This is a genomic window from Plantactinospora sp. B5E13, from assembly GCF_039871775.1.
Taxonomy (GTDB): domain Bacteria; phylum Actinomycetota; class Actinomycetes; order Mycobacteriales; family Micromonosporaceae; genus Plantactinospora.
This window is the reverse complement of sequence record NZ_JBDPLT010000039.1, coordinates 22,591-47,783: the sequence shown is the minus strand read 5'-3', so window position 1 is coordinate 47,783 and position 25,193 is coordinate 22,591. Positions and strand designations below refer to the sequence as shown.

General features: G+C 70.2%; 24 protein-coding genes and 1 tRNA gene. 15 read left to right on the top strand and 10 right to left on the bottom strand.

The genetic code is table 11. The features are described 5' to 3' along the window. Window positions 1–256 precede the first annotated feature (256 nt). Window positions 257–871, top strand: coding sequence for a lytic polysaccharide monooxygenase (locus ABGB05_RS27380; RefSeq protein WP_347656778.1), 615 nt, complete (start codon window positions 257–259; stop codon window positions 869–871). Between the two features lie 83 nt (window positions 872–954). On the opposite strand, the gene ABGB05_RS27375 is transcribed toward ABGB05_RS27380, so the two are convergent. Next, window positions 955–2,625, bottom strand: a complete 1,671-nt coding sequence (locus ABGB05_RS27375; RefSeq protein ID WP_347656776.1) for a DUF885 domain-containing protein — start codon at window positions 2,623–2,625, stop codon at window positions 955–957. Window positions 2,626–2,763: 138 nt separating this feature from the next. Between ABGB05_RS27375 and ABGB05_RS27370 the strand changes: the two genes are divergently transcribed. Next, window positions 2,764–3,738 carry a DMT family transporter gene (locus tag ABGB05_RS27370; RefSeq protein WP_347656774.1) on the top strand — a complete coding sequence of 325 codons (975 nt, stop codon included), beginning with the start codon at window positions 2,764–2,766 and terminating at the stop codon, window positions 3,736–3,738. Window positions 3,739–3,762: 24 nt separating this feature from the next. Here the strand turns inward: ABGB05_RS27370 and ABGB05_RS27365 are convergent, their stop codons facing one another. Continuing rightward, window positions 3,763–4,836, bottom strand: a complete 1,074-nt coding sequence (locus ABGB05_RS27365) for a PHP domain-containing protein (protein ID WP_347656772.1) — start codon at window positions 4,834–4,836, stop codon at window positions 3,763–3,765. A 187-nt stretch (window positions 4,837–5,023) separates the two neighbouring features. Here ABGB05_RS27365 and ABGB05_RS27360 point away from each other — a divergent pair, with 187 nt between their 5' ends. Beyond that, window positions 5,024–6,871 carry a M48 family metallopeptidase gene (locus ABGB05_RS27360; protein WP_347656770.1) on the top strand — a complete coding sequence of 616 codons (1,848 nt, stop codon included), beginning with the start codon at window positions 5,024–5,026 and terminating at the stop codon, window positions 6,869–6,871. A 90-nt stretch (window positions 6,872–6,961) separates the two neighbouring features. On the opposite strand, the gene ABGB05_RS27355 is transcribed toward ABGB05_RS27360, so the two are convergent. Both ABGB05_RS27355 and ABGB05_RS27350 read right to left on the bottom strand, forming a co-directional pair. Beyond that, window positions 6,962–7,972 carry a prephenate dehydrogenase/arogenate dehydrogenase family protein gene (locus ABGB05_RS27355; protein WP_347656768.1) on the bottom strand — a complete coding sequence of 337 codons (1,011 nt, stop codon included), beginning with the start codon at window positions 7,970–7,972 and terminating at the stop codon, window positions 6,962–6,964. A 28-nt stretch (window positions 7,973–8,000) separates the two neighbouring features. After that, window positions 8,001–8,825 (bottom strand): M23 family metallopeptidase, encoded by an 825-nt coding sequence (locus ABGB05_RS27350; protein ID WP_347656766.1) that lies wholly within the window; start codon window positions 8,823–8,825, stop codon window positions 8,001–8,003. A gap of 439 nt (window positions 8,826–9,264) precedes the next feature. Between ABGB05_RS27350 and ABGB05_RS27345 the strand changes: the two genes are divergently transcribed. From ABGB05_RS27345 to tadA, 4 genes are all read left to right on the top strand, one after another. After that, window positions 9,265–9,570 (top strand): hypothetical protein, encoded by a 306-nt coding sequence (locus ABGB05_RS27345; RefSeq protein WP_347656811.1) that lies wholly within the window; start codon window positions 9,265–9,267, stop codon window positions 9,568–9,570. Window positions 9,571–9,688: 118 nt separating this feature from the next. Beyond that, the gene (locus ABGB05_RS27340) at window positions 9,689–9,856 is read left to right on the top strand and encodes a hypothetical protein (protein ID WP_203857601.1); all 168 of its coding nucleotides are present in this window, start codon (window positions 9,689–9,691) and stop codon (window positions 9,854–9,856) included. Window positions 9,857–10,017: 161 nt separating this feature from the next. Continuing rightward, complete coding sequence (locus tag ABGB05_RS27335; RefSeq protein WP_347656764.1) at window positions 10,018–10,557, top strand: tRNA adenosine deaminase-associated protein; 540 nt, start codon at window positions 10,018–10,020, stop codon at window positions 10,555–10,557. Continuing rightward, window positions 10,521–11,030, top strand: a complete 510-nt coding sequence (tadA, locus tag ABGB05_RS27330; RefSeq protein WP_347656810.1) for a tRNA adenosine(34) deaminase TadA — start codon at window positions 10,521–10,523, stop codon at window positions 11,028–11,030. Before ABGB05_RS27335 ends, tadA begins: the two co-directional genes overlap by 37 nt. Before the next feature lie 205 nt (window positions 11,031–11,235). Here the strand turns inward: tadA and ABGB05_RS27325 are convergent, their stop codons facing one another. After that, window positions 11,236–12,420: a HAMP domain-containing sensor histidine kinase gene (locus ABGB05_RS27325; RefSeq protein ID WP_347656762.1), complete on the bottom strand. Its 1,185-nt coding sequence runs from the start codon at window positions 12,418–12,420 to the stop codon at window positions 11,236–11,238. Then, complete coding sequence (locus tag ABGB05_RS27320) at window positions 12,417–13,073, bottom strand: response regulator transcription factor (RefSeq protein ID WP_347656760.1); 657 nt, start codon at window positions 13,071–13,073, stop codon at window positions 12,417–12,419. The genes ABGB05_RS27325 and ABGB05_RS27320 overlap by 4 nt, the downstream gene beginning before the upstream one ends. Before the next feature lie 186 nt (window positions 13,074–13,259). Between ABGB05_RS27320 and ABGB05_RS27315 the strand changes: the two genes are divergently transcribed. Genes ABGB05_RS27315 through ABGB05_RS27300 form a run of 4 tightly spaced genes read left to right on the top strand, consistent with a single transcriptional unit; the run spans window position 13,260 to window position 16,940 of the window. Continuing rightward, window positions 13,260–13,799, top strand: a complete 540-nt coding sequence (locus ABGB05_RS27315; protein ID WP_347656758.1) for a hypothetical protein — start codon at window positions 13,260–13,262, stop codon at window positions 13,797–13,799. A 32-nt stretch (window positions 13,800–13,831) separates the two neighbouring features. Next, the gene (locus ABGB05_RS27310; RefSeq protein WP_347656756.1) at window positions 13,832–14,971 is read left to right on the top strand and encodes a peptidoglycan-binding domain-containing protein; all 1,140 of its coding nucleotides are present in this window, start codon (window positions 13,832–13,834) and stop codon (window positions 14,969–14,971) included. 14 nt (window positions 14,972–14,985) lie between these two features. Beyond that, complete coding sequence (locus ABGB05_RS27305; RefSeq protein ID WP_347656809.1) at window positions 14,986–15,723, top strand: ABC transporter ATP-binding protein; 738 nt, start codon at window positions 14,986–14,988, stop codon at window positions 15,721–15,723. Next, a complete protein-coding gene (locus ABGB05_RS27300; RefSeq protein ID WP_347656754.1) occupies window positions 15,723–16,940 on the top strand; it encodes an ABC transporter permease in 1,218 nt (405 codons plus the stop codon). Before ABGB05_RS27305 ends, ABGB05_RS27300 begins: the two co-directional genes overlap by 1 nt. Window positions 16,941–17,079: 139 nt before the next feature. Here ABGB05_RS27300 and ABGB05_RS27295 read toward each other — a convergent pair whose 3' ends face one another. After that, window positions 17,080–17,700 carry a TetR/AcrR family transcriptional regulator gene (locus ABGB05_RS27295; protein ID WP_347656753.1) on the bottom strand — a complete coding sequence of 207 codons (621 nt, stop codon included), beginning with the start codon at window positions 17,698–17,700 and terminating at the stop codon, window positions 17,080–17,082. Between the two features lie 402 nt (window positions 17,701–18,102). On the opposite strand from ABGB05_RS27295, the gene ABGB05_RS27290 reads away from it, so the two are divergent. Together ABGB05_RS27290 and ABGB05_RS27285 are read left to right on the top strand one after the other, a co-directional pair. Next, window positions 18,103–19,116, top strand: coding sequence for an alcohol dehydrogenase catalytic domain-containing protein (locus tag ABGB05_RS27290; protein WP_347656751.1), 1,014 nt, complete (start codon window positions 18,103–18,105; stop codon window positions 19,114–19,116). 53 nt (window positions 19,117–19,169) lie between these two features. After that, window positions 19,170–20,576 (top strand): FAD-binding oxidoreductase, encoded by a 1,407-nt coding sequence (locus tag ABGB05_RS27285; RefSeq protein ID WP_347656749.1) that lies wholly within the window; start codon window positions 19,170–19,172, stop codon window positions 20,574–20,576. A gap of 127 nt (window positions 20,577–20,703) precedes the next feature. On the opposite strand, the gene deoD is transcribed toward ABGB05_RS27285, so the two are convergent. Further along, the gene (gene deoD, locus ABGB05_RS27280) at window positions 20,704–21,411 is read right to left on the bottom strand and encodes a purine-nucleoside phosphorylase (RefSeq protein WP_347656747.1); all 708 of its coding nucleotides are present in this window, start codon (window positions 21,409–21,411) and stop codon (window positions 20,704–20,706) included. A gap of 76 nt (window positions 21,412–21,487) precedes the next feature. Between deoD and ABGB05_RS27275 the strand changes: the two genes are divergently transcribed. Both ABGB05_RS27275 and ABGB05_RS27270 read left to right on the top strand, forming a co-directional pair. Then, window positions 21,488–21,577, top strand: a tRNA-Ser gene (locus tag ABGB05_RS27275). Window positions 21,578–21,863: 286 nt separating this feature from the next. Then, complete coding sequence (locus tag ABGB05_RS27270; protein ID WP_347656745.1) at window positions 21,864–22,790, top strand: hypothetical protein; 927 nt, start codon at window positions 21,864–21,866, stop codon at window positions 22,788–22,790. An 858-nt stretch (window positions 22,791–23,648) separates the two neighbouring features. Here ABGB05_RS27270 and ABGB05_RS27265 read toward each other — a convergent pair. Continuing rightward, complete coding sequence (locus ABGB05_RS27265; RefSeq protein WP_347656743.1) at window positions 23,649–24,860, bottom strand: site-specific integrase; 1,212 nt, start codon at window positions 24,858–24,860, stop codon at window positions 23,649–23,651. A gap of 11 nt (window positions 24,861–24,871) precedes the next feature. Beyond that, window positions 24,872–25,075 (bottom strand): helix-turn-helix domain-containing protein, encoded by a 204-nt coding sequence (locus ABGB05_RS27260; RefSeq protein WP_347656741.1) that lies wholly within the window; start codon window positions 25,073–25,075, stop codon window positions 24,872–24,874. Between the last annotated feature and the right edge of the window lie 118 nt (window positions 25,076–25,193).

The following is a 25,193-nucleotide window of genomic DNA, read 5'->3' as shown; positions in this document are numbered from 1 at the left end:
GACCGCAGACTGGCGGAGTTTCATTACCTCTGACGTAGGTATAGTCGGATATCGCTGCCTTGGTAGGCTCGGCCCAGCCTGGCCGGCTCCGATATTAATAGACGGTTATTGATGTTTCGGTCCGTAGGTGTAACACTTGTGGAAAGCGCTCCCATGCCGATCATGAGTACCTGAGAACGGAGGATGTACTGTGCTTCCACGTAAGCCCGATCAATCCGGCCGGCGATCCCGGTCGGCCGTACGGCAGCCCCTCCGCGTGCTTGCCCTGCTGCTCGCCATGGTGGTCGGCATGCTGCCCTGGTCCGGCGTCGCCCAGGCCCACGGCACCATCATCAACCCGCAGTCCCGCCAGTACCAGTGCTGGAAGGACTGGGGCAACAACCACATGAACCCGGCCATGCAGCAACAGGACCCCATGTGCTACCAGGCGTTCCAGGCCAACCCGGACACCATGTGGAACTGGATGAGCGCGCTGCGGGACGGCCTCGGTGGGCAGTTCCAGGCCCGCACCCCGGACGGGCAGCTCTGCAGCAACGGCCTCTCCCGCAACAACAGCCTGAACCGGGCCGGACAGTGGAAGGCGACGAACATCAGTAGCAACTTCACCGTCCAGCTGTACGACCAGGCCAGCCACGGTGCCGACTACTTCCGGGTCTACGTCAGCAAGCAGGGGTTCAACCCCACCACCCAGACCCTCGGGTGGGGCAACCTCGACTTCATCACGCAGACCGGGCGGTACGCGCCGGCGCAGAACATCTCGTTCAACGTCTCGACCAACGGCTACACCGGACGCCACATCGTGTTCGTCATCTGGCAGGCCTCGCACCTCGACCAGGCGTACATGTGGTGCAGTGACGTGAACTTCAGCTGATCGGCATCACCGACAGCGGTACCACTCCGGCCCAGGACATCCCGTCCTGGGCCGGAGGCGTTCTGTTCGTCGAACCCGACGGGTCAGAGCCGGGCGAGCGCGGCCTTGAGCGGGTCGAGGCCGATCGAGCCCAGGTCGAGTGCGGCCCGGTGGAACTCCTTCAGGTTGAAGTCGGCACCCTTGCGGGCCTGCGCGTCCGCCCGGGCCTGCAGCCAGATCCGCTCACCGATCTTGTACGACGGCGCCTGCCCCGGCCAGCCCAGGTAGCGGTTCAGCTCGAACCGCAGGTTCTCGTCCGGCAGCCGGCAGTGCCCCCGGAGGAACTCCCAACCCAGCTCCGGCGTCCACACCTCACCCGGGTGGAAACCGAACGGGTTGTCCTTGGGGATCTCCAACTCCAGGTGCAAACCGATGTCGACGATCACCCGGGCGGCCCGGAACGCCTGCCCGTCGAGCATGCCGAGCTTGTCACCCGGATCCTCCAGGTAACCCAGTTCGTCCATCAGTCGTTCCGCGTACAGTGCCCAGCCCTCGCCGTGCCCGGACGACCAGGAGAGCAGCCGCTGCCAGCGGTTGAGCAGGTCGGCCCGGACCTGGGTCTGGGCCACCTGCAGGTGGTGCCCGGGCACCCCCTCGTGGAAGACGGTGGTCACCTCGCGCCAGGTGGAGAACTCGGTGATGCCCTGCGGCACCGCCCACCACATCCGACCCGGACGGGAGAAGTCCTCACTCGGGCCGGTGTAGTAGATCGCCCCGTCGCTGGTCGGCGCGAGGCAGCACTCGATCCGGCGTACCTGCTCGGGAATGTCGAAGTGGGTACCGTGCAGGTCGGCGATCGCCTTGTCGGCCAGCGCCTGCATCCAGTCCCGGAACGCCTCCTTGCCCTGGATCTGCCGGGCCGGGTCGGCGTCCAGCGCGGCGACCGCCTGGTCGACGCTGGCGCCCGGGCCGGCGATCCGGGCGGCCACCGCCAGCATCTCGGCCTCCAACCGGGCCAGCTCCGCGAACCCCCAGGCGTACGTCTCGTGCAGGTCGACCTTGGCGCCGAGGAAGTACTGCGAGGCGAGCTGGTAGCGCTCCAGCCCGGCGGCCTGCTTCTCCCGGCCCCGGGGCGCGAGTTCGTCGCGGAGGAACCGACCGAACTCGGCGGTGGCGGCGGTCGCCGCCGCGGCCGAACGGCGCAGGTCGGCGGTGAGCGCGTCACCGGCGGTCAGGCTCTCGACCAGGTTGTGGAAGAAGTTGTCGCCGTCCGGGTCGGTCCAGACGTCGCACTGCTTGGCGACCTCGACGATCTGGGCGCGGGAGCTGACGTGCCCGGCGTCGGCGGCACTCGCCAGCGTCGTCTTGTACGCCTGCAGCGCGCCGGAGAACTGGCCCAGCCGGGCGGCGATGTTGCTGACCGCCTCCTCGCCCTCGGTCGGCATCAGGTCGAAGACCTGGCGCAGTTCGTGCAGCCCGCTCTCGATGACGTTCAGTTCGCTGGTCACCTCGCCGGCGTCGTACCGGGCCAGTTCCAGACCCAGCCGCTCCTGCATCGCCTCCTTGGCGGTCCGTTCCGCCTCGGTGTCCGGCTCGGTGGCGTCGAGTGTGGCGAGGGTCCGCCGGGTCAGGTCGGCCTGGGCGGCGTAACCCTCCGGGGAGAAGTCGCCGAGTTGGTCGTCGTATCCCTTGATGCCGGCGTACGTCGCACCGGTCGGGCTCAGTCGGGCCCAGTCGTCGACGTACCGGTCGGCCAGCTCGTTGATTCGTCCCACGGTCCCGACCCTACGTGATGACCACCCGCACCCTCATCCGTGTTACCGCCGTCCGGTGTCGGCGTGGTGGGTGTGGTCTCCGACACCGGGCCCGGAAGTCGCGCGACACCGTCGTACGGCTCGGGCAGAGTGTCAGGGGTGACTGCCGCTGCCACTCCTGACAGAGTTCCCTCCCGGGCCTGGTTGCCCGGCTTTCTTGTCCTGGCTGCGATCTGGGGCTCCAGCTTCCTGTTCATCAAGCTCGGGGTCCGGGAGATGCACCCGCTCTACGTCACCCTCGGCCGGGTCGCCACCGGCGCGCTGACCCTGCTGGTGGTGCTGGCACTGCTGCGGGACCGGCTGCCCCGCGACCCGAAACTCTGGCTGCACCTCACCGTCTTCGCGGCGATCGGCATCGCCGTGCCGTTCACCCTCTTCGGCTACGGCGAGCAGCGGGTCTCGTCGATGCTCGCCGGCATCTGGAACGCCACCACGCCGCTGATCGTGCTGCCGTTGGCGGTGCTGGTGTTCCGGACCGAGCGGATGACGTTGCGCCGCAGCGTCGGGCTCGGGCTGGGCTTCGTCGGCGTACTGGTGGTGCTCGGGGTGTGGCAGGGGCTCGGCGGTGCCCAGTTCACCGGGCAGCTGATGTGTTTCGGCGCGGCGGCCTGCTACGGCGTCTCGATTCCGTACCAGAAGCGGTTCATCGCCGGCGGGACCGAGTCCGGGCTGGCGCTCTCCGCCGCCCAGCTGCTGATGGCGACCGCGCAGCTCGCGATTGTCGCGCCGCTGGTGGCCGGGGCCCCGCCGGTGCCGACCCGGCTCTCCGCCGAGGCGATCGCCAGTGTGCTGACGCTGGGCGCGCTCGGCACCGGCCTGGCCTTCGTGATCAACATGCGGAACATCCGGCTGGCCGGGGCGAGTACGGCCTCCACCGTCACGTACGTCATTCCGATCTTCGCGGTGCTGATCGGGGTCGTCGCGCTGCGCGAGCATCTCGCCTGGTACCAGCCGGTCGGGGCGGCGATCGTGCTGGCCGGGGTGGCGGTCTCCCAGGGACTGCTGGGCCGCAGCCGTCCCCGGGCGCAGGCCCGGGCGGCGGCCCCCGAACCGGTTCCGTCAGCCCGGCGCTGAGCCCGCCGGCACCGGATCGGGCGGTCAGCCGGCGTGCGAGCCGGTCCAGTCGAGCAGGCCCTCCGCCGACCACGTGTTGACCACCCGATCCGCCGGTACGCCGCACCGCGCCGCCCGGTCGCAGCCGAAGCGCTGCCAGTCGAGCTGACCCGGCGCGTGCGCGTCGGTGTTGATCGCGAAGAGACAGCCCGCCTCCACCGCCAGCCGGATCAGCCGCTTCGGCGGATCCTGCCGCTCCGGCCGGGAGTTGATCTCCACGGCCTTGCCGTGTTCGGCACACGCGGCGAAGACCGCGTCGGCGTCGAAGTCGCTCTCCGGCCGGGTCCGGGCCCGGTGCCCCCGGTCACCCGGGCCGGTCACCCCCGGCGGGCGGGCCGCGACCATCCGGCCCGTGCAGTGCCCCAGGATGTCCAGGTGCGGGTTGCCGACCGCGGTCACCATCCGCCGGGTCATCCGGCGGCGCTCGTCCCGCAGCTTGCTGTGCACCGAACCGACCACCACGTCCAGCCGGGCCAGCAACTCCTCGTCCTGGTCGAGTGAACCGTCCTCCAGGATGTCGACCTCGATCCCGGTCAGGATCCGGAACCCCTCCGGCAGTGCGTCGTTGACCGCGGCGACCCGGTCGAGCTGCTCGCGCAGCCGGGCCGCGGTCAGGCCCCGGGCCACGGTCAGCCGGGGCGAGTGGTCGGTCAACGCCAGGTACTCGTGACCGAGCTCGACCGCGGCGAGCGCCATCTCCTCGATCGGCGAACCCCCGTCGGACCAGTCCGAATGGGTGTGACAGTCGCCCCGCAACGCGGCCCGCAGCGCGGTCGCGGTCTCGTCCAGGTCGAGCCCCTCGGTGGCCAGCAGCCGGCGCAGGTAGACCGGTTCCTCGCCGCGCAGCGACTCGGCGACCGTCCGGGCGGTCACGTCACCGACCCCGGCCAGCTCGGTCAGCGTCCCCGCCTCCGCGCGGGCGACCAACTCCCCGGCGGGCAGGCCGGCCAGGGTCGCGGCCGCCGACCGGAAGGCCCGGACCCGGTACGTCGCCTCGTTGGCACGCTCCAGCAGAAAGGCGATCCGGCGCAGGTCGGCGACGGGGTCCCGGGCGGTCATACCGACACCGTAGCCACCGGACCTCCGCCGCGCACGGTACGCAGGCTGGTCGGACGGCTGATCCAGGTCCAGCCGTAAGAGGTTTGCGCACTGATGATCATCGTCGTAATGTCCCTGCGCCGTCCTCTGATCAGGGCGGTGACCGCGCCGTGACCCGGTGCGGGAGACAGAAACGGGGGAGGACAGGATGTCCGCGACTTTCCGTGCCCTGGCGTCGGTGGTGATGCTGGCCGGGTTCTACGTCGTCGCGCTGCTCCAACTGGGCGCCGCGCTGGCACTGGTGGTCTGGCTCGTCACGGTGATACCCGGGCTGCTGGCGGTGAAGCTCACCCTGCCGCTCATCGCCGCCTCGGGCGGCGCCGTCCTGGTCGCGCTCTGGAAGGCGGTCCGGAGCAAGCCCGAGCCGCCGCACGGGCTGCCGCTCGGCCCGGACCGGGCGCCGGAACTGTGGCGTACGGTGCGCGAACTGGCCCACGTGGTGGGAACCCGTACGCCGGACGAGATCCGGCTCGTGCCCGAGGTCAACGCGGCGGTCAGCGAGGACACCAAACTGCTCGGCCTGGTCGGCGGCCGGCGCATCCTCTACATCGGACTGCCACTGCTCCAGGCGATGAACCTCGACCAGATCCGGTCCGTCCTCGCCCACGAGCTGGGGCACTACTCCGGCCGGCACACCCGGCTCGGCGGCGTGGCGTACCGGGGACGGCTGGCGATCGGCGGCACCATCGGCCGGATCGGCCCCCGCAACCCGGTCGGCTACGTCTTCCGTGGCTACGCCCGGCTCTACCTGTTGGTCGACAACGCGGTCTCCCGGCGCCAGGAACTGGAGGCCGACCGGGCCTCGGTCCAGGTCGCCGGCCGGGACGCGGCCGCGTCCGCGCTGCGGGAACTGCCGGTGCTCGACGCCGCCTGGGGCTTCTTCCACACCCGGTACGTGCAGCCCGGTTGGTCCGCCGGATACCTTCCCGACGACCTCTTCGGCGGCTTCGCCGAGATCGTCGCCGCCCGGGCCGAGGAGCTGGCGAAGCTGCGAGCCAGCGAACCGGAGGAGACCGGCTCCCGGTGGGACACCCACCCGCCGATCGGCGAACGGATCGCCGTCATCGCCGCGATGCCCGACAACCCCGCCGCCTCGGACGACCGACCGGCCGGCACCCTGCTGCCCGACCTCGGTACCGCCGGCCGCCAGCTGCAGGAACTGGTGGTCGAGGCCGGCGACCGGACCCGACTGCCCTGGCCGGAGTTCACCCACGCGATGGTCGCCGCCGGGATGCAGCGAATGGCGGACAACGTCTACCGGGCGCTGGGTCGATTCACCGGTACGGAGGATCCGGGCCTGCCGGTCCTGCTCGAACTCGTCGAGTCGCGCCGGTTCCCCGAGTTCGCCGAGCAGTTCTTCCCCGACCACACCCGCAAGGAGGCGGTCGGTGAGTTCGTCGACGTGATGGACACCCTGCTGGTGAACGCGGCGGCCACCGCCGGTGCGGCGTACTGGCGGCACTCCTGGTCCGAACCGGCCCGGCTGGTCGGGCGGGACGGCGAACCGCTCGACCTGACCGAGATCGCCGCCCTGGCGGTCCGCCCGGAGACCCTGCCCGAGGCGCTCGCCCGGCTCGCCGCACTCGGCATCGACCCGGAGCAGGGTCGGATCGTGCAGCGGCGGGCCAGCGCCGACGGCTCCCGGCTGCTGGCCGGACTGGCGAACATCAAGGTCGACGGGGTGGAGCACGACATCCTGGTGCTCAACCGTGGGCTCGTCCTGATCGGCGGCCCGGGCAAGGCGGACAAGGGCACCAAGCGGCTCCAGGAGCTGGTCAGTTCGGTTCCGGTCGCGGAGCTGGCCGGTCGGCACCAGTTCCTGCCGTTCGAGGAGTTCACCGGCGCGGCCGTGCAGAAGCAGGTGCCGTTGAAGGCCCAGATCGCGCTGCACGACGGTCGCACGATCACCCTGCACGAGCAGTGGTCGAGCGAACTGTTGGAGAAGAAGAGCCGGGACACCCTGCTGGAGGCGCTGCAGACGGTCGCCCAGCGGTAGCGGGAACGCCGTCCGGCCCGGACCGCCGGCGCCGGTCGACGGAGTCTGGCGGTAGCCGGAAGCTCGTCCGGCCCCGGACCGTCGATGCGGTCAGCCGGTGGCGGTCGGCGGCGGGACGGGCCGGACGGCGGTGACCGTACGCCGGTCGGCGGCGACCCGGGTCACCCAGCCGCCGGCCCGGCCCAGCGCCAGCAGCTCGTCGGTCCGGGCCGGCAGCTCGACCGGGGTGCCGGCCCGGGGCGGCCAGGCCCGCCGGGCGGTCGAACCGGGCGACAGCCAGTCGCGCAGCGCGTCGATCGGGTCGCCGGTCTCGAGCGCGCTCCGCGCCGCACCCAACGCGGCGAGTACGGCGTCCAACGCCGGCCCGACCGCCGCCGCGTTACCACCGCACATCGCGGCGATCAGCTCCGGCCGGGTCGCGGCCACCCGGGTGCCGTCCCGGTACGAACCGGCGGCCAGGGCGGTGGCGAGTGGATCGTCGGCCGCGACGGCCGCCAACGCCGCCGCCAGCAGGTGCGGTACGTGGCTGACCGCCGCCACCGCCCGGTCGTGCTCGACCGCAGTGGCCGGCACCACCCGGGCACCCAGCCCGGTGACCAGCGTCGCCAGCTCCAGCCAGTCCGGCAGCGCGGTGACCCCCGGCTCGAGGCACAGCACCCAGGCACAGCCGGTGAAAAGCTCGGCGTCGGCGGCCCCGAAGCCCGAGGTCTCCCGGCCGGCCATCGGGTGCCCGCCGACGTACCCGGCGAGCCGGCCGGCACCGTCACCCAGGTGGCGGTCGACGAGGTCACGTACCGGCTCCTTGACCGACGTGACGTCGGTGACCAGGCCGGTGTAGCCGGTGCCGACCACCTCGGCCAGTACCCCGGCCACCGCCGGCAACGGGACCGCGACCACCACCAGGTCGGCGTGCGCCACCGCGTCCCGGATCGTCCGGGCGACCTGCCAGCGCTGCGTGGCCGGCGCCTGGGCGGCGGCGGTCCGCGCGGTGGCCCGGGTGGCCGGGTCGGCGTCGTAGCCGAGCAGCTGGTGTCCGGCGGCGGCGAGGGCGCGCAGCACCGACCCGCCGATCAGACCGAGGCCGACCACCGCGACGTTCACGGGGCTGACTCTCGCACACCGGCGCCGGTCACGGCTTGCTCGGGCAGCCCTTGTCGCGCTGGTATTCCCTGACCTTGGCGGCCGGTGAGGTGTGCCGCCCCGTCCGCCAGGCGTCGAGGAACGGCGCCGGCCAGACCGCGCCCCGGCGGATCCACCAGTCCCCGGTACGCCCACACACCGGCGAGATGCCGAAGTGCAGGTGACAGACGTTGTTGGCGTTCCCGGTCCGGCCGACCGTGCCGAGTTGCTGGCCGGCCTGGACCCGTACGCCGGCGTTGATGCCGCTGGCCACCGTGTTCAGGTGTGAGCCGTAGTAGCGCACGCCGTCGTCGCCGAGCAGCGAGACCGACTTCCCGCCGTTGTTCGGCCCCTGCGGGCCGGACTTGCTGTAGTTGTCGACCCGGCTCACCTCGAGGATCTTGCCGGCCGTCACGGCGACCACCGGTGAGCCGCAGTTGGCGAAGATGTCGGTGCCCGGATATCCCGAGTGTGTCGGGTGGTAGTCGACGTTTCCGGTCCGGACCGGGAAGGCGTACCGGTGGGTTCCGGTTGTCGCCGGCGAGCTGGTGGGCTTGCGCGACGGTGACCGGCTCGGGCTGGCCGACCCGGTCGGGGTGGGGGTCGGGCGCGCCGTCGGCGGCCCGTCGGTGGTCGCGGTCGGTGCCGCCAGCTCGGGCGGTTCGAAGCGCGGCGCCTCGGGCGGCCGTCGTACGTCGGCACAGCCGGCGGCGAGCGCCGTCACCAGCAGGGCGGCGCCGACCGGCGCCAGCCAGCGTCGGGCCGTCCGGTGTCCCCGCCGCCTGACCCGGTCGACCGGGTGCCCGCCCGTGCCGCTGTTTCCATCCCGGAACATCCGGCCATAGTGGCAGATCGTTCCGTCGTCCGCCGGCCCGTCCCCGGGGTGACCGGGACCGTCCGTCATGGTGCCGTGCAGCCGGGACGTCGCCGGGTGACGGCGCGGTGCCGTGCGGACGGGCGGAGGCTCGCCGGCGGCCCGGTAGGCTGCGTGTCGGGGCCACCGTCGGTGGGAACGCCAGACGGTGGCCGGGGTTCCGCGGCTGTGCCGTGGAGGGCCGACCGGAGGAGGACGGATGTCGCGACAGCCGGCGTTCGAGCCGTACCCCGGAGCGCCGCCGGCTCCGCCCGGCGGGCCGCCGCCGTCACCCGGCGCGTGGCAGTCGCCGCCCGGAGCGCCACCCGCGCCGCCACCCCCCGGCGCGCAGGCCCGGCCAGCCTGGCAGTGGCCGGCGCCGCCCGGCAGCCCGTCCGGTCTCTTCCCGGCCCGCCCGTCCCTGCCGCCACCGCGCCCGACCTACCGGGAACCCCATCCGGTACGCCTCGGCGCGGCCCTCGCCGGTGCCGGGTCGGCGGCCCTCTGGCTGCTGATGTTCGGCCTGCTCGGTCGTGACCTCGCCGGCTACCTCTGGTGGACGTGGTTCGCCGGTACGGTGGCCTGGCTGGTCGCCCTGCTGCTGGTCCGTCGTGGTGACCGGGGTGCCGCGGTGGGGGTCGCGATCGCCGTCGCGGTGGGTTGGGCGATCGCCATGGGGCTGCTGTTGACACGTTGGCGGTCGACCGCCGACTGGCCGCTCTGGTGACCGCGCGGACTGTCTGAAATCGGTCAGATCACCTTTCGGTCGCGGCGCTCGGTAAGGCTGTGGATGCAGCCCGCTACCGGCCTTGACGAACCGCCCGGGACTCGGCACTCTCGGCGTTATGGCCTGGACAGAACATCGACTCGACCCCGACCGCAGCCGCCGTCGGTTGCAGCTTCTCGCGGAGCTCGCCGGGGCCAAGTCGGTGCGCGAGCGGGAGCATCCGCGCCGCGCCCGCGTCGACCGACTGCGGGAGCTGATCGCCACCCGTCGCCGTCTGGCGAACTGACCCGGGCGGACCGCCCGCTCGATTCCCACCGGCTCCTTCGGGGCGTTGGGTGGGCCCACCCGGATACGACCGGATACCGTCACGCGTGACAGAGGGTCGGCTGTGACACGACGAGTCGGCTGTGATGTGCGGCTGGGGGCCGCGGGGTAATTGGGGGGACCGTGTCGTACTTCGCTGCGGCCGTGGTGCGCCACGCGTCCGGTTGGACCGCCGCAGAGGTGGATCTGAACGGCGCCGGCGACGTCGACGAGGTGGCGGACCTGCTCCGGGATGTCGACCCGGACGCCGACATCTCACTGCTCTTTGTCGAGTCGGACGACACGTATCTGGCCATCATGCGGCTGGACGAGGGCGAGGATCTGCGCATCTTCGGCTCCGACTCGGCGTACGCCGAGGAGTCGCGACTCGGCGCGCTGCTGGTCGGCGACCTCAAGGCGCCGGCGCTGGAGATCGACGACGTGGCCGAGCCGGCCGGAGCCTCGGCGAGCTCGACCGCCGACGCCGACGCCGACGACGAACCGGCGACAGATCCCGACGCCGACCCGGTCGGTGACGCGGACCTCCTCGCCGACCTCGGCATCTCCGCGCACCGCCTGCTCGCGCTCTGCGCACACGAGGGCATGATGCCGGCCGACGTCACCACCGAGGTCTGTCAGGTGCTCGGCTGTGGCAACGAGGTCGAGGAACTCCGCGAGGCGTGATCGGACGCCGGCAGCGGCACGAGTCGTGGATGCGGCGGGCCCTGGAGGTCTCCGTCGCTCTCCCACCGCAGTCCGCTGCCCTCCCGCCGCAGCCCGACGTTCCGGTCGGTGCGGTGGTCTACGGGCCGGACGGCGCCGAACTCGCGGTCGGGCGTAACGAGCGGGAACTCACCGGAGACCCGACCGCGCACGCGGAGATCCTCGCGCTGCGCCGGGCCGCCACGGTGGTCGGCGAGTGGCGGCTGACCGGCTGCACCCTGGTCGTGACGCTGGAGCCGTGCACCATGTGCGCCGGCGCGCTGGTGCTGGCCCGGATCTCCACCCTGGTCTTCGGCGCATGGGAGCCGAAGACCGGCGCGGTCGGCTCACTCTGGGACGTGGTACGCGACCCTCGGCTCAACCACCGCCCCGAGGTGTACGGCGGAGTGCTGGCAGCGGAGTGTGCCACCGCACTCCGCACCTTCTTCCGCTGACCAGCTTTTCCACAGGGTTGTGGACAACTTGGGGAACCTGTGGAAAACGTGTGTACGACGCTCGTCCCGGAGCGCCCGGCGCCGGCATCCCGAAGCCCGGGGACGGTCGCATTCTCAGTGATCATGACCGGTGGACGGGCCCGGACGGGGCCGTTGTCCCCGACTCCTTCCGGTACCACGGCCGGGTTCCCGGACTGTGGAAACGTTACTGGTCCGACCGGGCCGCGACGGCCGGCAGCGTCACCGTCACGACCAGGCCGCCACCGTCGCGCGGCTCGGCGTGCACCGTACCGCCGTGGGCACCGGCCACCGCCCGGACGATCGACAGGCCGAGCCCGAAACCCCGTCCGCCGTCGACCCGCTCCTGACGCAGTCGCCGGAACGGCTGGAAGATCGTCTCGATCTCGTACCCCGGCACGACCGGCCCGGTGTTCGCCACGATCAGCCGCGCCCAGCCGTCGACGGTGTCGGTGCTGACCCACACCCACCCGTCGGTCGGGACGTTGTGTCGTACCGCGTTCTCCAGCAGGTTCTGGGTCAGCCGCTCCAGCAGGACCGGGTCACCGGTGGTGGGCGCGGGCGTCGACCGCAGGTGTACCGGGATGTCGGTCGTCGCGGACGCCTGGTCGGCCAGGTACGTGACCACCTCGGCGAGGTCGACCGGCGTACGGTCGACGACCCGCTGCTCCGAGTCGGCGAGGGTGAGCAGCCCGTCGATCAGCCGCTCGTGGCGTTCGTTGACCGCCAGCAGCGTCTCGCCGAGCTGGCGCAGCTCGGCCGGAGCGTCCGGGCGGGTCACCGCGAGTTCCAGCAGTGACCGGTTCAACGCCAGTGGCGTACGCAGCTCGTGCGAGGCGTTGGCGACGAACCGGCGCTGCCCGTCGAAGGACCGGTCCAACCGTTCCACCATCAGGTCGAAGGTGTCGGCCAGCTCCTTCACCTCGTCGTGCGGCCCGCGCAGGGCGATCCGTTCGTGCAGCCCGTGCCCGGCCACCCCGGCGCCGGCGATCCGCCGGGCGGTGCCGGTGATCTGGTGCAGCGGCTGCAACGCCCGGCCGGCGATCAGCCAGCCGAACCCGACGGCGATCGTCGACACCACGGCCAGTGCGATGCCACCCTGGGTGAGCAGCGACTCCAGCGCGTTCGCCCGGGCCTCGTCCTGGAGCTGCCGGGCGTAGATCCGCAGCTGGTCGATGTTGTCGGGGGAGAGCAACTTACCGGGATCCACCCCCGGTGCCAACTGTTTGACGTCGGCCAGCTTGACCCCGACCGGGCTGGGCATCTGCTGCCCGACCAGCACGTACGTCACGCCGAGCAGGACGATGCCGGCGAGCAGGAAGAGACCGCCGTAGACGAGGGTCAGGCGGGCGCGGATGGTCAGTCGTTTCACCGGATCTGATACCCCACTCCCGGCACCGTCTCCACGACCTGCGGGTCGCCGAGCTTGCGGCGCAGCTTCATCACCGTCACCCGGACCACGTTGGTGAACGGGTCGATGTGCTCGTCCCAGGCCCGTTCCAGCAGCTCCTCGGCGGAGACCACGGCTCCGCCGGCCCGCATCAGCTCGGCGAGCACGGCGAACTCCTTGCGGGACAACGCGACGTACCGGCCGTCGCGGTAGGCCTCGTGCCGGGCCGGGTCGACCACGATCCCGGACCGGACCAGTTTCGGCGGTGCCGCCGGCCGGGCCCGCCGGAGCAGCGCGTGCACCCGGGCGGAGAGCTCCACCAGCGCGAACGGCTTACCCAGGTAGTCGTCGGCGCCGATGGCCAGCCCGGCGACCCGGTCCCGGACCGCCGAGGCGGCGGTGAGCATCAGCACCCGGGTCTCGCCCCCGCCGTCGACGATCGCCCGGCACACGTCGTCGCCGTGCACCACCGGCAGGTCACGGTCGAGCACCACCACGTCGTAGTCGTGGACGCCGAGCCGCTCCAGGGCGGCGTCGCCGTCGTACGCGACATCGACCGCGAACGCCTCCCGCCGCAACCACTCGGCGATCGCGTCCGCGAGCAGCTTCTCGTCCTCCACCACCAGCACCCGCATCGCCCAATGGTGACTCGCTCCCGGTAACCCCGCCGTTAACGCCGCCCCGGCGACTGCCCGGGAAGGGCGACCGGGGCGGATAACCGGGGCGTAAACGTCGACGGTTACGCCCGGGATACCGCCGACGGTGTCGACTCGTCCGTATCGGCCGGCGGACCGCGTCGGCCCCACGGAAGGAGTTGTGCCATGCGCCGACGATTGTTCGGCGGCCTGCTGGCCCTGCCGTTGCTGCTCGGTCCGGTGCTCGCCGGGTGTGCCGGTGGGCCGAGCGGGCCGGAGGTGGCCACCGCCGGCGGCGGGGCCGGCGCGTCACCGAGCACCAGCGCCGCGCCGGTCAGCGACGAGGACCGGCAGCGGGAGTTCGCCCGCTGCATGCGGGAGAACGGTGTCGAGATGCCGGACCCGGAGCCCGGCAAGGGCCCCCGGATCCGGCTCGGTGGGAACGTCGACCCGGAGAAGGCGCAGGCCGCGATGGAGCAGTGCCGCCACCTGCTGCCCAACGGCGGCAAGGCACTGGATCTCAGCCCGGAGCAGATCGAGCGGATGCGGGAGATGGCGAAGTGCATGCGGGAGAACGGCGTTCCGGACTTTCCGGACCCGAACCCGGACGGCAGCCTCGACCTCAAGTCGCTCGGCCTCAAGCTGGACGACCCGAAGCTGAAGGCCGGTCTGGAGAAGTGCCGTAAGGGCGGCCCGGTCGTGATCACGGGTGGGGGCGGCAAGTGACGACCGGCACACCCGTACCAGCCGGTCCGTCGGTGTCGACGGCGTCCGCCACCGACACCGACGACCGGGCCCAGGAACAGCCGTCCCCGACCGGTCCGGGCCGGCGCCGCCGGTCCGGCCGGGTCCGGGGGGTGGCGGTCGCGAGCACCGCCGTGCTCGCGGTGGCGGCCGGGGTCGCGGCCGCGGTCGGCTACGGCGGCAACGACGGGGGTACGGCGACCGCCAGTGTGCTGCCCCCGGCGACCGCCCAGGTCACCCGGCAGACGCTGGTCGACGCGGAGACCGCCGACGGCGAGCTCGGGTACGGCGAGACGCGTACCGCCGTGGCCCGCACCCCGGGCACGGTCACCTGGCTCGCCGACACCGGCGACCGGGTCGGCCGGGGCAAACCGCTGTACGCGGTCGACAACCACAAGACCGTCCTGCTCTACGGCAGTCTGCCGGCGTACCGGACGTTGCGTCCCGGGCTGACCGGTGCGGACGTCGAACAGTTCGAGAAGAACCTGGCGAAACTCGGCTACGACGGGTTCACCGTCGACGACGAGTACACGTCGGCGACCGCCGATGTGGTCGAGGAGTGGCAGGACGACCTCGGGCTGGAGCAGACCGGTCGGGTGGAACTCGGCCAGGTCGTGTACGCCTCCGGCGAGGTCCGGGTGGAGAGCCACGAGGCGACGGTCGGGGACGCGGTCCAGCCGGGGGCCGGAGTGCTCGGCTACACCAGGACGGCCCGGGTGGTGACCGTCCTGCTGGACGTGGACGACCAGCGGCTGGCGAAGCGGGACGCCGAGGTCACCATCACCCTGCCGGACGGCAAGGACGTCGCCGGAAAGATCACCGGCACCGAGACGGTGATCGAGACCGGTAGCGGCGCCAACGCCGAACCGGAGACGAAGATCGAGGTGACCGTGGCGGCCGACGACCCGAAGCAGCTGGCCGGCTTCGACCGGGCGTCGGTCGAGGTCGCCTTCACCGCCGAGGAACGTACGGACGTGCTGACCGTGCCGGTCGCCGCGCTGCTCGCGCTCGCCGAGGGCGGGTACGGCGTCGAGGTCGTCGACGGGACCAGCACCCGGATCGTGGCGGTACAGACCGGGTTGTTCGCCTCCGGCCGGGTGGAGATCTCCGGTGACGGGCTGGCCGAGGGGGCGACCGTGGGGATGCCGAAGTGACCGGGGAGCAGGGCATCGTCGTACTCGACCGGGTGACGAAGGTCTATCCGGGCGGGGTGACCGCACTCGGCGGGGTCTCGCTGACCATCCGGGCCGGGGAACTGGTGGCGATCGTCGGGGCGTCCGGTTCCGGCAAGTCGACCCTGCTGCACCTGATCGGCACCCTGGACCGGCCGTCCGACGGTTCCGTGCACATCGACGGGTACGACGTGGCGAAGCTCTCCGACCGGCGACTGTCCGCCCTGCGGTCGTCCCGGATCGGGTTCGTCTTCCAGCAGTTCCACCTGGCTCCCGGCGTGCCGGTGGTGGACAACGTCGCCGACGGGCTGCTCTACGCGGGCGTACCGCTGCGGCAGCGCCGACGGCGGGCGGAGGCCGCGCTGGTCCGGGTCGGGCTCGGGCACCGGCTCGACCACCGGCCGCACGAACTCTCCGGCGGTGAACGGCAGCGGGTGGCGATCGCCCGGGCGGTGGTCGGCAATCCGCCGCTGCTGCTCGCCGACGAGCCGACCGGCAACCTCGACTCGACCTCCGGGGCGGGGGTGCTGGCGCTGCTACGCGAACTGCACGCGGCCGGGACGACGGTGGTGGTGATCACCCACGACCGGGAGATCGCCGCGAGTCTGCCCCGGCAGGTCCAGGTCCGGGACGGCCGGGTGGTCGCCGACACCGGCACCGACACCGACACCCGCGTCGGGTCCCGGGCCGTCGACGTCGGGCGGGCGGTCGCCGTACCGGAAGGGGTGCGCTGATGGTCGGGTCAGACCGTGCCGCCCGGCTGGTGCCGGCCCGGCTGCGGCCGCGAGACGTGCTGCGGGTCGGCGGGGTCGGGCTGCGGACCCGGCCGCTGCGGGCCTTCCTCTCCGCGCTCGGCATCGCGATCGGGATCGCGGCGATGATCGCCGTGGTCGGCATCTCCTCGTCGTCGCGGGCCGAGCTGGACCGGACGCTCGCCGCGCTCGGCACCAACCTGCTGACCGTCGCCCCCGGCAGCACCATGTTCGGCGACGACGCGCAGCTGCCCGAGGAGTCGGTGGCGATGATCGGCCGGATCGGTCCGGTGCAGCAGGTCTCCGCCACCGGCACCCTTTCGGAGGCCCGGGTCTACCGCAGCGACCGGATCCCGGCGGCGGAGAGCGGTGGGATCGCCGCCCGGGCCGCTCGACTCGACCTGCTCGACACGGTCGGGGTGACGGTCGCCAGCGGCACCTGGCTGAACGAGGCGACCGCGCGTTATCCGGCGGTGGTCCTCGGCGCGTCGGCGGCGCAGCGGCTCGGGATCGGCAGCGCCGATCCGGACGTCCAGATCCAGGTCGGCGGGAGGTGGTTCACCGTCGTCGGGATCCTGACCCCGGCACCGCTCGCCCCGGAACTGGACCTGTCGGCGCTGGTCGGCTGGGCGGCGGCCCAGACGTACCTGGACTTCGACGGCCACCCGACCACCGTCTACACCCGGTCGGCCGAGTACGCCGTCGAGGCGGTCCGGGCGGTGCTCGGCGCCACCGCCAACCCGCAGGCGCCGAACGAGGTGGAAGTCTCCCGGCCCTCGGACGCGCTCGCCGCGCAGCAGGCGACCGACGAGGCGTTCACCGGGCTGCTGCTCGGACTCGGCGCGGTCGCGCTGCTGGTCGGCGGGGTCGGGGTGGCGAACACGATGGTGATCTCGGTGCTGGAACGGCGGGCCGAGATCGGGCTGCGCCGTTCGCTCGGCGCCACCCGGGGCCAGGTACGCACCCAGTTCCTCGCCGAATCGCTGCTGCTCTCCGCGTTGGGCGGGGTCGGCGGGGTGCTGATCGGGATCGGGGTCACCTCCGGGTACGCCCTCTCCCGGGACTGGCCGACCGTCGTGCCGAGCTGGGCGATGGCCGGCGGGGTCGCCGCCACGCTGCTGATCGGCGCGGTCGCCGGGCTCTATCCGGCGATCCGGGCCGCTCGGCTCGCCCCGACGGAGGCCCTCGCCACCCCCTGACGGGTTCCGGGGCCCGCCCCAGCCGGCGAAACCGGCTCCCTCCCCGGGGCGGGTCCCGGCCGTCAGGGGCTCCACCGTCGGCCGACGTCGAGCGCCTGTCATCGGCCGGGATGTGGATGTCTGGCGGCGGTGCCCGAACTCAGCGGGTGGCCGACCGTGCGATGACCGAGTCGATCAGCGAGCACATCAGGCCCGCGGCGGCGGTCACGTCGAGACCGTTTCTGCGTACGAGGGACTGCCAGGTGCTGAAGGCCGTGGCATGGCCGACGGCCGCCTGGAGCAGGGAACGGTCGGCGGTGGACGAATACCCTCCGGTCAGGGCTTCGCCGACCGTGTCCAGATACTCGGCGAAGGGTTCGATGACCTGTTTGATCTCGGCGGACCGGTCACTGTCCCGGAGGGTGTTGGCCAGCACCGGCTCCACCGCAGCATAGAAGTCGTAGAGTTCCTCGAGCGCCGTGGCGATCCGCTCGCGGGGTGGTTCGAGCGCCTGCCACGCCGTGACGTCCGGCCAGGGGTGACGCTTCCAGTATTCGGTGGAGCATGCCTGCAGCAGGTCCGCCTCGGTCGGGAAGTACCGGTAGACCGTGTGCCGCTGCACTCCCGCCAACGCCGCGATGTCGACAATGGTGGTTCGGGCCGGTCCCACCGTCCCGTGCAGTTCGATCGCCGCGTCCGTGATACGTCGACGCGTCTCGGCCATCGCCTCGGCGCGACGCCGAAGCTCGTACCTGCGGGTGACACCCTTACCGTCAGCCATCGCCTCTCTCCTGGCGTTCCTGCCGCAAGTGTGCCCGACAGTGGCCCGCTGCGGCCGGGGGTGGACGGAGGTCGGGAGTTTCCGTACCGGTGCTTCAGGTTCATTCGCTGATGTGCCGTGTTGTTCTGTCTGTCGGCTTCCGCTTGCCCCGGTCCGCTCTCGGCGTCGCCTCTAATTTCAATGTACATGTGTGTTCTGCGAAACTTGCCGGTCCGCCGGGCCGCCGCTACATTTTCAGGGAACGTTGGTGTGCGGTGAAATTTTTGGCCCGCCGGCGCCCACCCGCTACCCGGGCGCGTCGGCCGGCCCGCCCACGCCGTCGTACCCCCGCCGCCCGCCCCTGCGCTGACGGCACCGCGCCCGACAGGGCGGATCAGAGACGGAGACAGCACGGTGACGCAGATGCAGTCGGTAGTCGTACCCGGGCTCGGCCAGCCATGGGAGCTGAGGAGCGCGGACGTTCCAGAGGTCAGAGCGGGGCAGGTCCTCGTCAGGGTCCACGCCAGCGGAATCTGTGGCACCGACGTGTGGATCACCGAGGGAAAACTGTCGTTCGGCGTCGACTTCCCGATGCGGCTCGGACACGAGGGTGTCGGTGAGGTCGTCGCCGTCGGGGAGGGGGTGACCGCCCGCTCGGTGGGAGACCGGGTCGGACTGCTCACCCTGCAGAGCGGCTGCGGGACCTGCGCCTGGTGTCGGCGGGCCGAGCCGCTGGACTTCGTCACCGCCGCCAACTGTGCGCAGCCGGTGCTGACCGGAATGAACGTGGACGGCGCCCACGCCGACTACGTCGCCATCCCCGCGGACGCCACCGTCCCGTTGCCCGACGGGCTGCCGTACGAGCACGCCGCCCCGCTGATGTGCATCGGCTACACCGCGTGGAGCGGCCTGCGCCGGGCCAACCCCCAGCCGGGCGAGCGGATCGCGGTCTCGGGCATCGGCGGCATGGGCCACCTCGCGATCCAGTACGCCAAGGCGAGCGGCCTCACCACCATCGCCGTCACCGGTTCACCCGAGAAGCAGGAACTGGCCCGCCAACTCGGCGCGGACATCGTCGTGGCCACGGGCGCCGAGCTTCGGGAAGCGGGCGGAGCGGACATTCTGCTGCACACCAACAGCTCCAACAGCGCCGCGGCGGACGCCCTCCAGGGAGTCGCGCCCCGGGGCCGTGTCGTGCTCATGGGCATCGGGTTCGACACCTTCGCCGTACCCAACATGCCGATGATCATGAACAGCCTCCAGCTTCTCGGCTCCGCCCACAACGGCACCCGGTACCTGGTGGAGGCCCTGCGGATCGCCGCCGAGGGCAAGGTCACCCCGATGGTCGAGACCTACGACAAGAACCGCGCCGCCGAGGCGTACCAGCGGGCTGCGGACGGAAAAGCCCGCTTCCGCAGCGTCATCACCTACGCCTGACCGACAGTCCCGTCCGGCGTATCCGTCACAGAGATCACAGGAGAAGAGCAGTCTTGCAACCCACCGCAGGTCATCCGAGTCCCACACCCTTCAGCGGGGAGGCGGTCGCCGCACTGGTCGCCGCCACCGACGGGCTCGTGCTGCTGCCCGGCGACGAGGGGTACGCGGCCGAATGTGCCGCGTACAACCTGGCCACCCCACACCGGCCGGCGATCGTGGTCGGTGCCACGAGCCCAGGCGACGTCCAGGCAGCCGTGCGGTTCGCGGTCGCCCACAACCTGCCGGTCGCCGTGCTGGCCACCGGTCACTCGGCACTCTCCTCGAACGGAGCGGTGCTGATCACCACCCGCCGGATGGACTCGGTGACCGTCGACGCCGAACGGCGAACTGCCCGGATCGCGGCCGGAGTACGTTGGCAGCAGGTCATCGACGAGGCCAGCAGGTACGGGCTGGCGCCGCTGAGCGGCTCGGCGCCCACCGTCGGCGCGGTCAGCTACACCCTCGGCGGTGGGCTCAGCCCGATCGGCCGGACCTTTGGTTACGCCGCCGACCACGTACGCCGCATCGAGCTGGTGACCGCGGACGGTGCCCTACGTGAGGTGAGTGCGGAGCAGGAGCCGGAGTTGTTCTGGGCGCTGCGCGGCGGCAAGGGGAACTTCGGCGTCGTCACCGCCCTGGAGTTCAACCTCTTCCCGTTCGACCGGATCTACGGCGGCGGCCTCTACTTTCCCGGTGAGCGGGCCGCCGAGGTACTCACCGCCTGGAGCGCCTGGACCGCCGACCTGCCGGACGAGATGACCTCGTCGATCGCGCTGCTCCGGCTGCCCCCGGCCCCCGAACTGCCGGAGCCGCTGCGGGGACAGTTCGTGGTCCACGTCCGGATCGCGTACGTCGGACCGGCCGAGGAGGGCGCGCGACTGGTCGCGCCCCTGCGGGCGATCGGCCCGACCTTGATCGACTCGGTGGCGGACCTGCCCTACGTCGCCGTCGGCTCGATCCACAGCGACCCGCCGATGCCGATCCCGTTCCACGACCGCTCGACCCTGCTCCGGGAGTTCAGCCCGGAGGTCGTCAACACGGTCGTCCAGCTCGCCGGCCCGGACGTGCAGAGCCCGCTCGTCGCGTTGGAGATCAGGCACCTCGGCGGCGCGCTGGACCGCCGACCCGGGTCGGGGAACGCGATCGACACCCGCGGTTCGGCGTTCCTCCTCTACGGTGTCGCCTTCGGCGGCCCCGACCAGGCCGAGGCGTTCGACGGGTACCTGACCGGTCTGATCGCCGCGGTGGAGCCGTGGAGCACCGGGCAACGCTTCGTGAACTTCTTCAGCGCCGCCGACGCCACCACCGAGGGGGTACCGGCCGGGTACCGCCCAGAGACGTACCAGCGGCTGGTCGAGGTCAAGAAGGCGTACGACCCGCAGAACATCTTCCGGCTGAACCACAACATCCCGCCCGCCTGACACTACGGGCACAGGTAATCCCGCCCGCGGGTCCTGCCCGGTAACTGGTACCGGGCAGGACCTGCGGGCGGTGTCGATTCGGGTTTGCTCGTGGTCCTCCGAGATCTCTTGGTGGGACGACGGGCGGTCAGGCGACGATGGTGTCCAGGGCGACCTCGACCATCTGCCCGAAGGTCTGCTCACGCTCCTGGGCGGTGGTCGCCTCACCCCGCTTGATGTGGTCACTGACGGTCAACACGGTCAACGCCCGCGCCTTGAACCGGGCCGCGATCGTGTAGAGCGCCGCCGATTCCATCTCGACCGCCAGTACGCCGTACTCGGCGAGGCTGTCGTACAGGTCGGGGCGGTCGGTGTAGAAGGCGTCCGCGGCCAGCACCGGCCCGACCCGCATGCTGATGCCGCGCCGCTGGGCCACCTCGACCGCCGTACGCAGCAGCCCGAAGTCGGCGACCGGGGCGTAGTCGATCAGTCCGTCGAACCGGACCCGGTTCATGTTCGAGTCGGTCGAGGCGCCGTTCGCCGCGATCACGTCCCGCAGGTTCAGGTCGTCGCTGAGCGCCCCGCAGGAGCCGACCCGGATCAGTGAACGGACCCCGTACTCGTTGATCAGCTCGTGGGCGTAGATGGAGGCCGAGGGCATGCCCATCCCGGAGCCCTGCACCGATACCTCGGTACCGTGCCAGCGGCCGGTGAAGCCGAGCATGCCGCGCACCGTCGAGTAGCACTTGGCGTCCTCGAGGTAGGTCTCCGCGATCCACTTGGCCCGCAGCGGGTCGCCCGGCATCAGGACCCGCTCGGCAATCTCGCCAGGCTTGGCGCCAATGTGCGTACTCATGTGAGGTGATCCTGCCACGTCGGCCCGACGGATACCGCCGCGACGTACGCCGGAGGCGTCAGGTACCCTTCTCGGCGGTGGTGTGTCCGAGTGGCCTAAGGAGCACGCCTCGAAAGCGTGTGAGGGTTTACGCCCTCCGCGGGTTCAAATCCCGCCGCCACCGCCACTGAACAGGCAGAACGCCCGGCAAGTCCGCGAGGACGAACCGGGCGTTTCGCTATCTCAAGATCGCTAGTCTCATTCGTCGTCTCAGTAGCCTCGCGCCTGGCTGCGCCCTGTCGGCCCTGCGCCGGGTGACACCCGGAGGAGTTCGGTGAAGACTTTCGGCTGGCGATGGCTGGACGAAGGGGTGGTTACCGTGTGTTTCTGCGTCGTGATCGCTCGATACAATGCTAGCCGGCTATATTTGTGATCTTTTCCGTCTGGGCGGCGAAGGGGGGTGAGAGGCAACCATGTTCGAGTTTTTTCCGATCCATGACGTTACTGATTGGAAATTGATCAGGGTTGAGACTATCGGGGCGGATGAGAAGTATTGGCTCGCCCAACCGGGATCAGAAAACTGCTGGCTGTTCAAAGCAAATAATGTTCACAAGGTGGACGGTCGTACGTGGTCTCAGCGAGAGGACTTTTCTGAAAAGGTTAGTGGTGAGTTGGCTCTCAAGATGGAAATCCCCTGTGCTCGCATAGAATTAGCAGAGCGTGGAGGTGAAAATGGTTGCGTATCACTGAACCTCTGTCCGCTTGGTTGGGAGTTGCAGCCGGGGGTCGTTCTCATGGATGGGCTTTTGGTAGACTACGTCCCAGGATATGAGCGAGGTAATCGGACGCGCGCTGGACACTCTTTGGAAAATATCCGTCGGGCACTAGCCGACTATGGCCCTCCCCCGAATGCGGCGGTGCCGGATTGGTTCGATGCTTTTGATGTTTTTGCCGGATATGTCACCTTCGATGCGATTATTGCCAACCGTGACCGACATGATGAGAACTGGGCGGTAATTCGACCGCCTTCTGGTGAGCTGCCCGGTGCCCTTGCGGGATCGTTCGATCATGCCCGCGCACTTGGTTCAACGCTGGTTGAAGAGCGCATGGCGGGCCTCCTTGGCGCTGACGGGATCGCTGCTTGGGTTGAGCGAGGGACTGCATGGCGGTTCGAGCACGACCCAGCCCGGGGATGCCCCACCCTTGTTGAAGCAGCTCGTTTGGCTCTCAGCATGGTGAACTCCGAGGTTCGTGATCACTGGCTCGATCGTGTGAGGCAGATCACATCAGCTGACGTTGGTGAGATCACTCGCCGGGTCCCAGGGATGTCAGAGGTTGTCAGTACGTTTATCGAACAGGTCGTGATGGCGAACCGAAGGAGGGTCCTCGATGGCTGCTAGCGGCATGTCGACGAGCCCCGCCCGAGCGGCAGGCGGGGGTGTTCGCGCAATGCGTAGGTTGGCGGTGGCATGGCAGCATCCAGAGATTCGGACCATACAGCCTGTCGGGATTTTGACGTACGACGGACAGCAATACACCTTTGGTTACGTTCAAAATGTTTACTCAGTTCCAGGATTTAAACCCTTTGTTAGTTTTCCGGATTTGAGTCGTTCCTACTCATCGACGCGATTGTTTCCTTTGTTTGCCCAGCGCGTAATGGATCCGCGACGGCCCGACTTCGCGCGCTATGTGCGGACGCTTGACCTCACCTCCGAAGACGCAAATCCTTGGGAGCAGCTAGTTCGGTCAGAGGGGCGTCGAGCAGGCGACGCGATCATGGTCTTCCCTGAACCTGTCTTAGGGGATGATGCGTCGACGCGATACAACTTCTTGGTCCACGGAATCCGTCACATATCGCCGGTGACTCCCGATGTGGAGGTCCGCCTTTCGCGCCTCCGGCAAGGTGATCGGCTGGTTCTTGTGCCGGAGCCATTGAATCCCAAGAATGAGCGGGCGTTGTTGGCTGCCGATCAAGAGAAAGCCCCGCTTGGCTGGGTTCCGGATCTCTTGCTCGACTATGTTCATGCAGTGCGCGCGGGCGGCAATTATAAAATCGTCGTGCGGCATGTCAATGGTCCAGAGGCACCAATCCACCTACGCTTGCTCGTTCAGATATCTGGAACTGTTTCGTCTGGCTATAGGCCATTTGCGGGGAGTTCTTGGGAGCCGCTAGCGGCATAGTCATCCCAAGCGAGTCGATGGAAGGTCGATGCTCATCCCGTCTGGCAGCGGACGGACGAGACTGCCAGGCATGGCATTCAAGGTGTCTCGTTTGACCAAATCAAGCCGCCGACCCGCTTCGCGATGTCCCGCCGGATCTGTCCCGTGATGTGCTGGTATCGAGAGGCCATCGAAGAGTTCGACCAGCCCATGATGCCCATCACGGCTCGCTCCGGTACGCCAAGGATCAGCAGCACCGTGGCGGCCGTGTGCCGGGCGTCGTGTAGCCGTCCGTCCCGGAGTCCGGCCAGCCTGAGTAGCCGTTTCCACTCGTCGTAGTCGGTCCGCGGGTTCACCGGCTCACCGGTCGGCGTGGCGAACAGCCAACCGCCTTCCCGCCAGAGTTGCGCCGCCTGGTCACGTTCCTCGTCCTGTTCCTTGCAATGCTGCCGGAGCAGCGTGATCAGTTCGTCCGGCAGGCCGATGCTTCGGCGACCCGCACGCGACTTCGTCTCGGTGGTCTCGGTGCGAAGCGGCACACGGTCAGGGCAGTGTCCGCCAAACTTCCGGCCGCACTGACCATCGCACCCGTGCCGCCATTTCGGGCGTTGCCTGCCACGCCGTACGGTCAACACGCCGGCCTCCAAATCCACGTCCGACCACTTGAGGCCGAGTGCCTCGCTCTGCCGTAGTCCGAGGGCAAGGGCGATTGCCCATCGGGCGTGGTTCCGCCGTTCGCTGGCAGCGGCGAGTAGCCGTTGAATCTCGCTGACCGAGTACGGCTCGATCTCCTCGTGGGGAAGGCGTGGTGCCTTCGCCAGTGAGGCCGGATTTCGGACGAGGTGACCTCGGCGTACAGCTTCGTTGAGTGCCGTACGGATAGTGCGGTGTGCCTGATGCGCCGTTGCCGGCGCGCTCCCGCTCCGCATCATCTGGCGGTACAGCGTCTCAAGGTGCTCCGGTTCCAGCCGGTCTATCCGGTGGCCACCGACGCCCGGGATCAAATGCCTCCGAACGGCGACGCGGTATCCAGCGAGAGTGTTCTCACGCACCGACTGCGCTGCGATGTTCTCGACCCAGTGCGTGAGCCACTTCTCTACGGTCCAACGCTGGCCAGCCTTGCGAACGGTGCCGCTGTCCCGCTCCCGCTCCAGGGCACGGACCTTCCGGATCACCTCGGCCTCTGTCATGGCCTGGACGTGGCGCCGGTCCGGGCGCCCGTTGTTCTTCACGCCGACAGTGACTCGACCGTGCCAGTAGCCGTCACTGCCCTTGTAGATGCTGGATGCGCCATCGGGTTTGCGTCCCATGTCTGTCTCCCTCAGGCGGCCGGGGCGATGGGTTGGTCAAGCAGGGCGGTTACGTATTCGTCCAGGCAGCGGACGGGAACGCGGCGAAGTCGGCCGATGGTGACCGAGCGAACCTCGCCACTCATGACGAGCGTGTACATGGTGGTTCGGCCGATGCCGAGTCGCTTCGCGGCTTCTTCGATGGTGAGTACGACGCGGTTGTCGGCGGTGCTCACGGATTCCTCCCCGGTCGGTGTTGCGGTGGAGCGTGTGTTGCCTGCCTTAATCGGCTTGTGGAGTGCCGTTCGTTGAGGGAGCCAGCGGGGAGGATCGGCGGGCGGGCTTCTACCGACC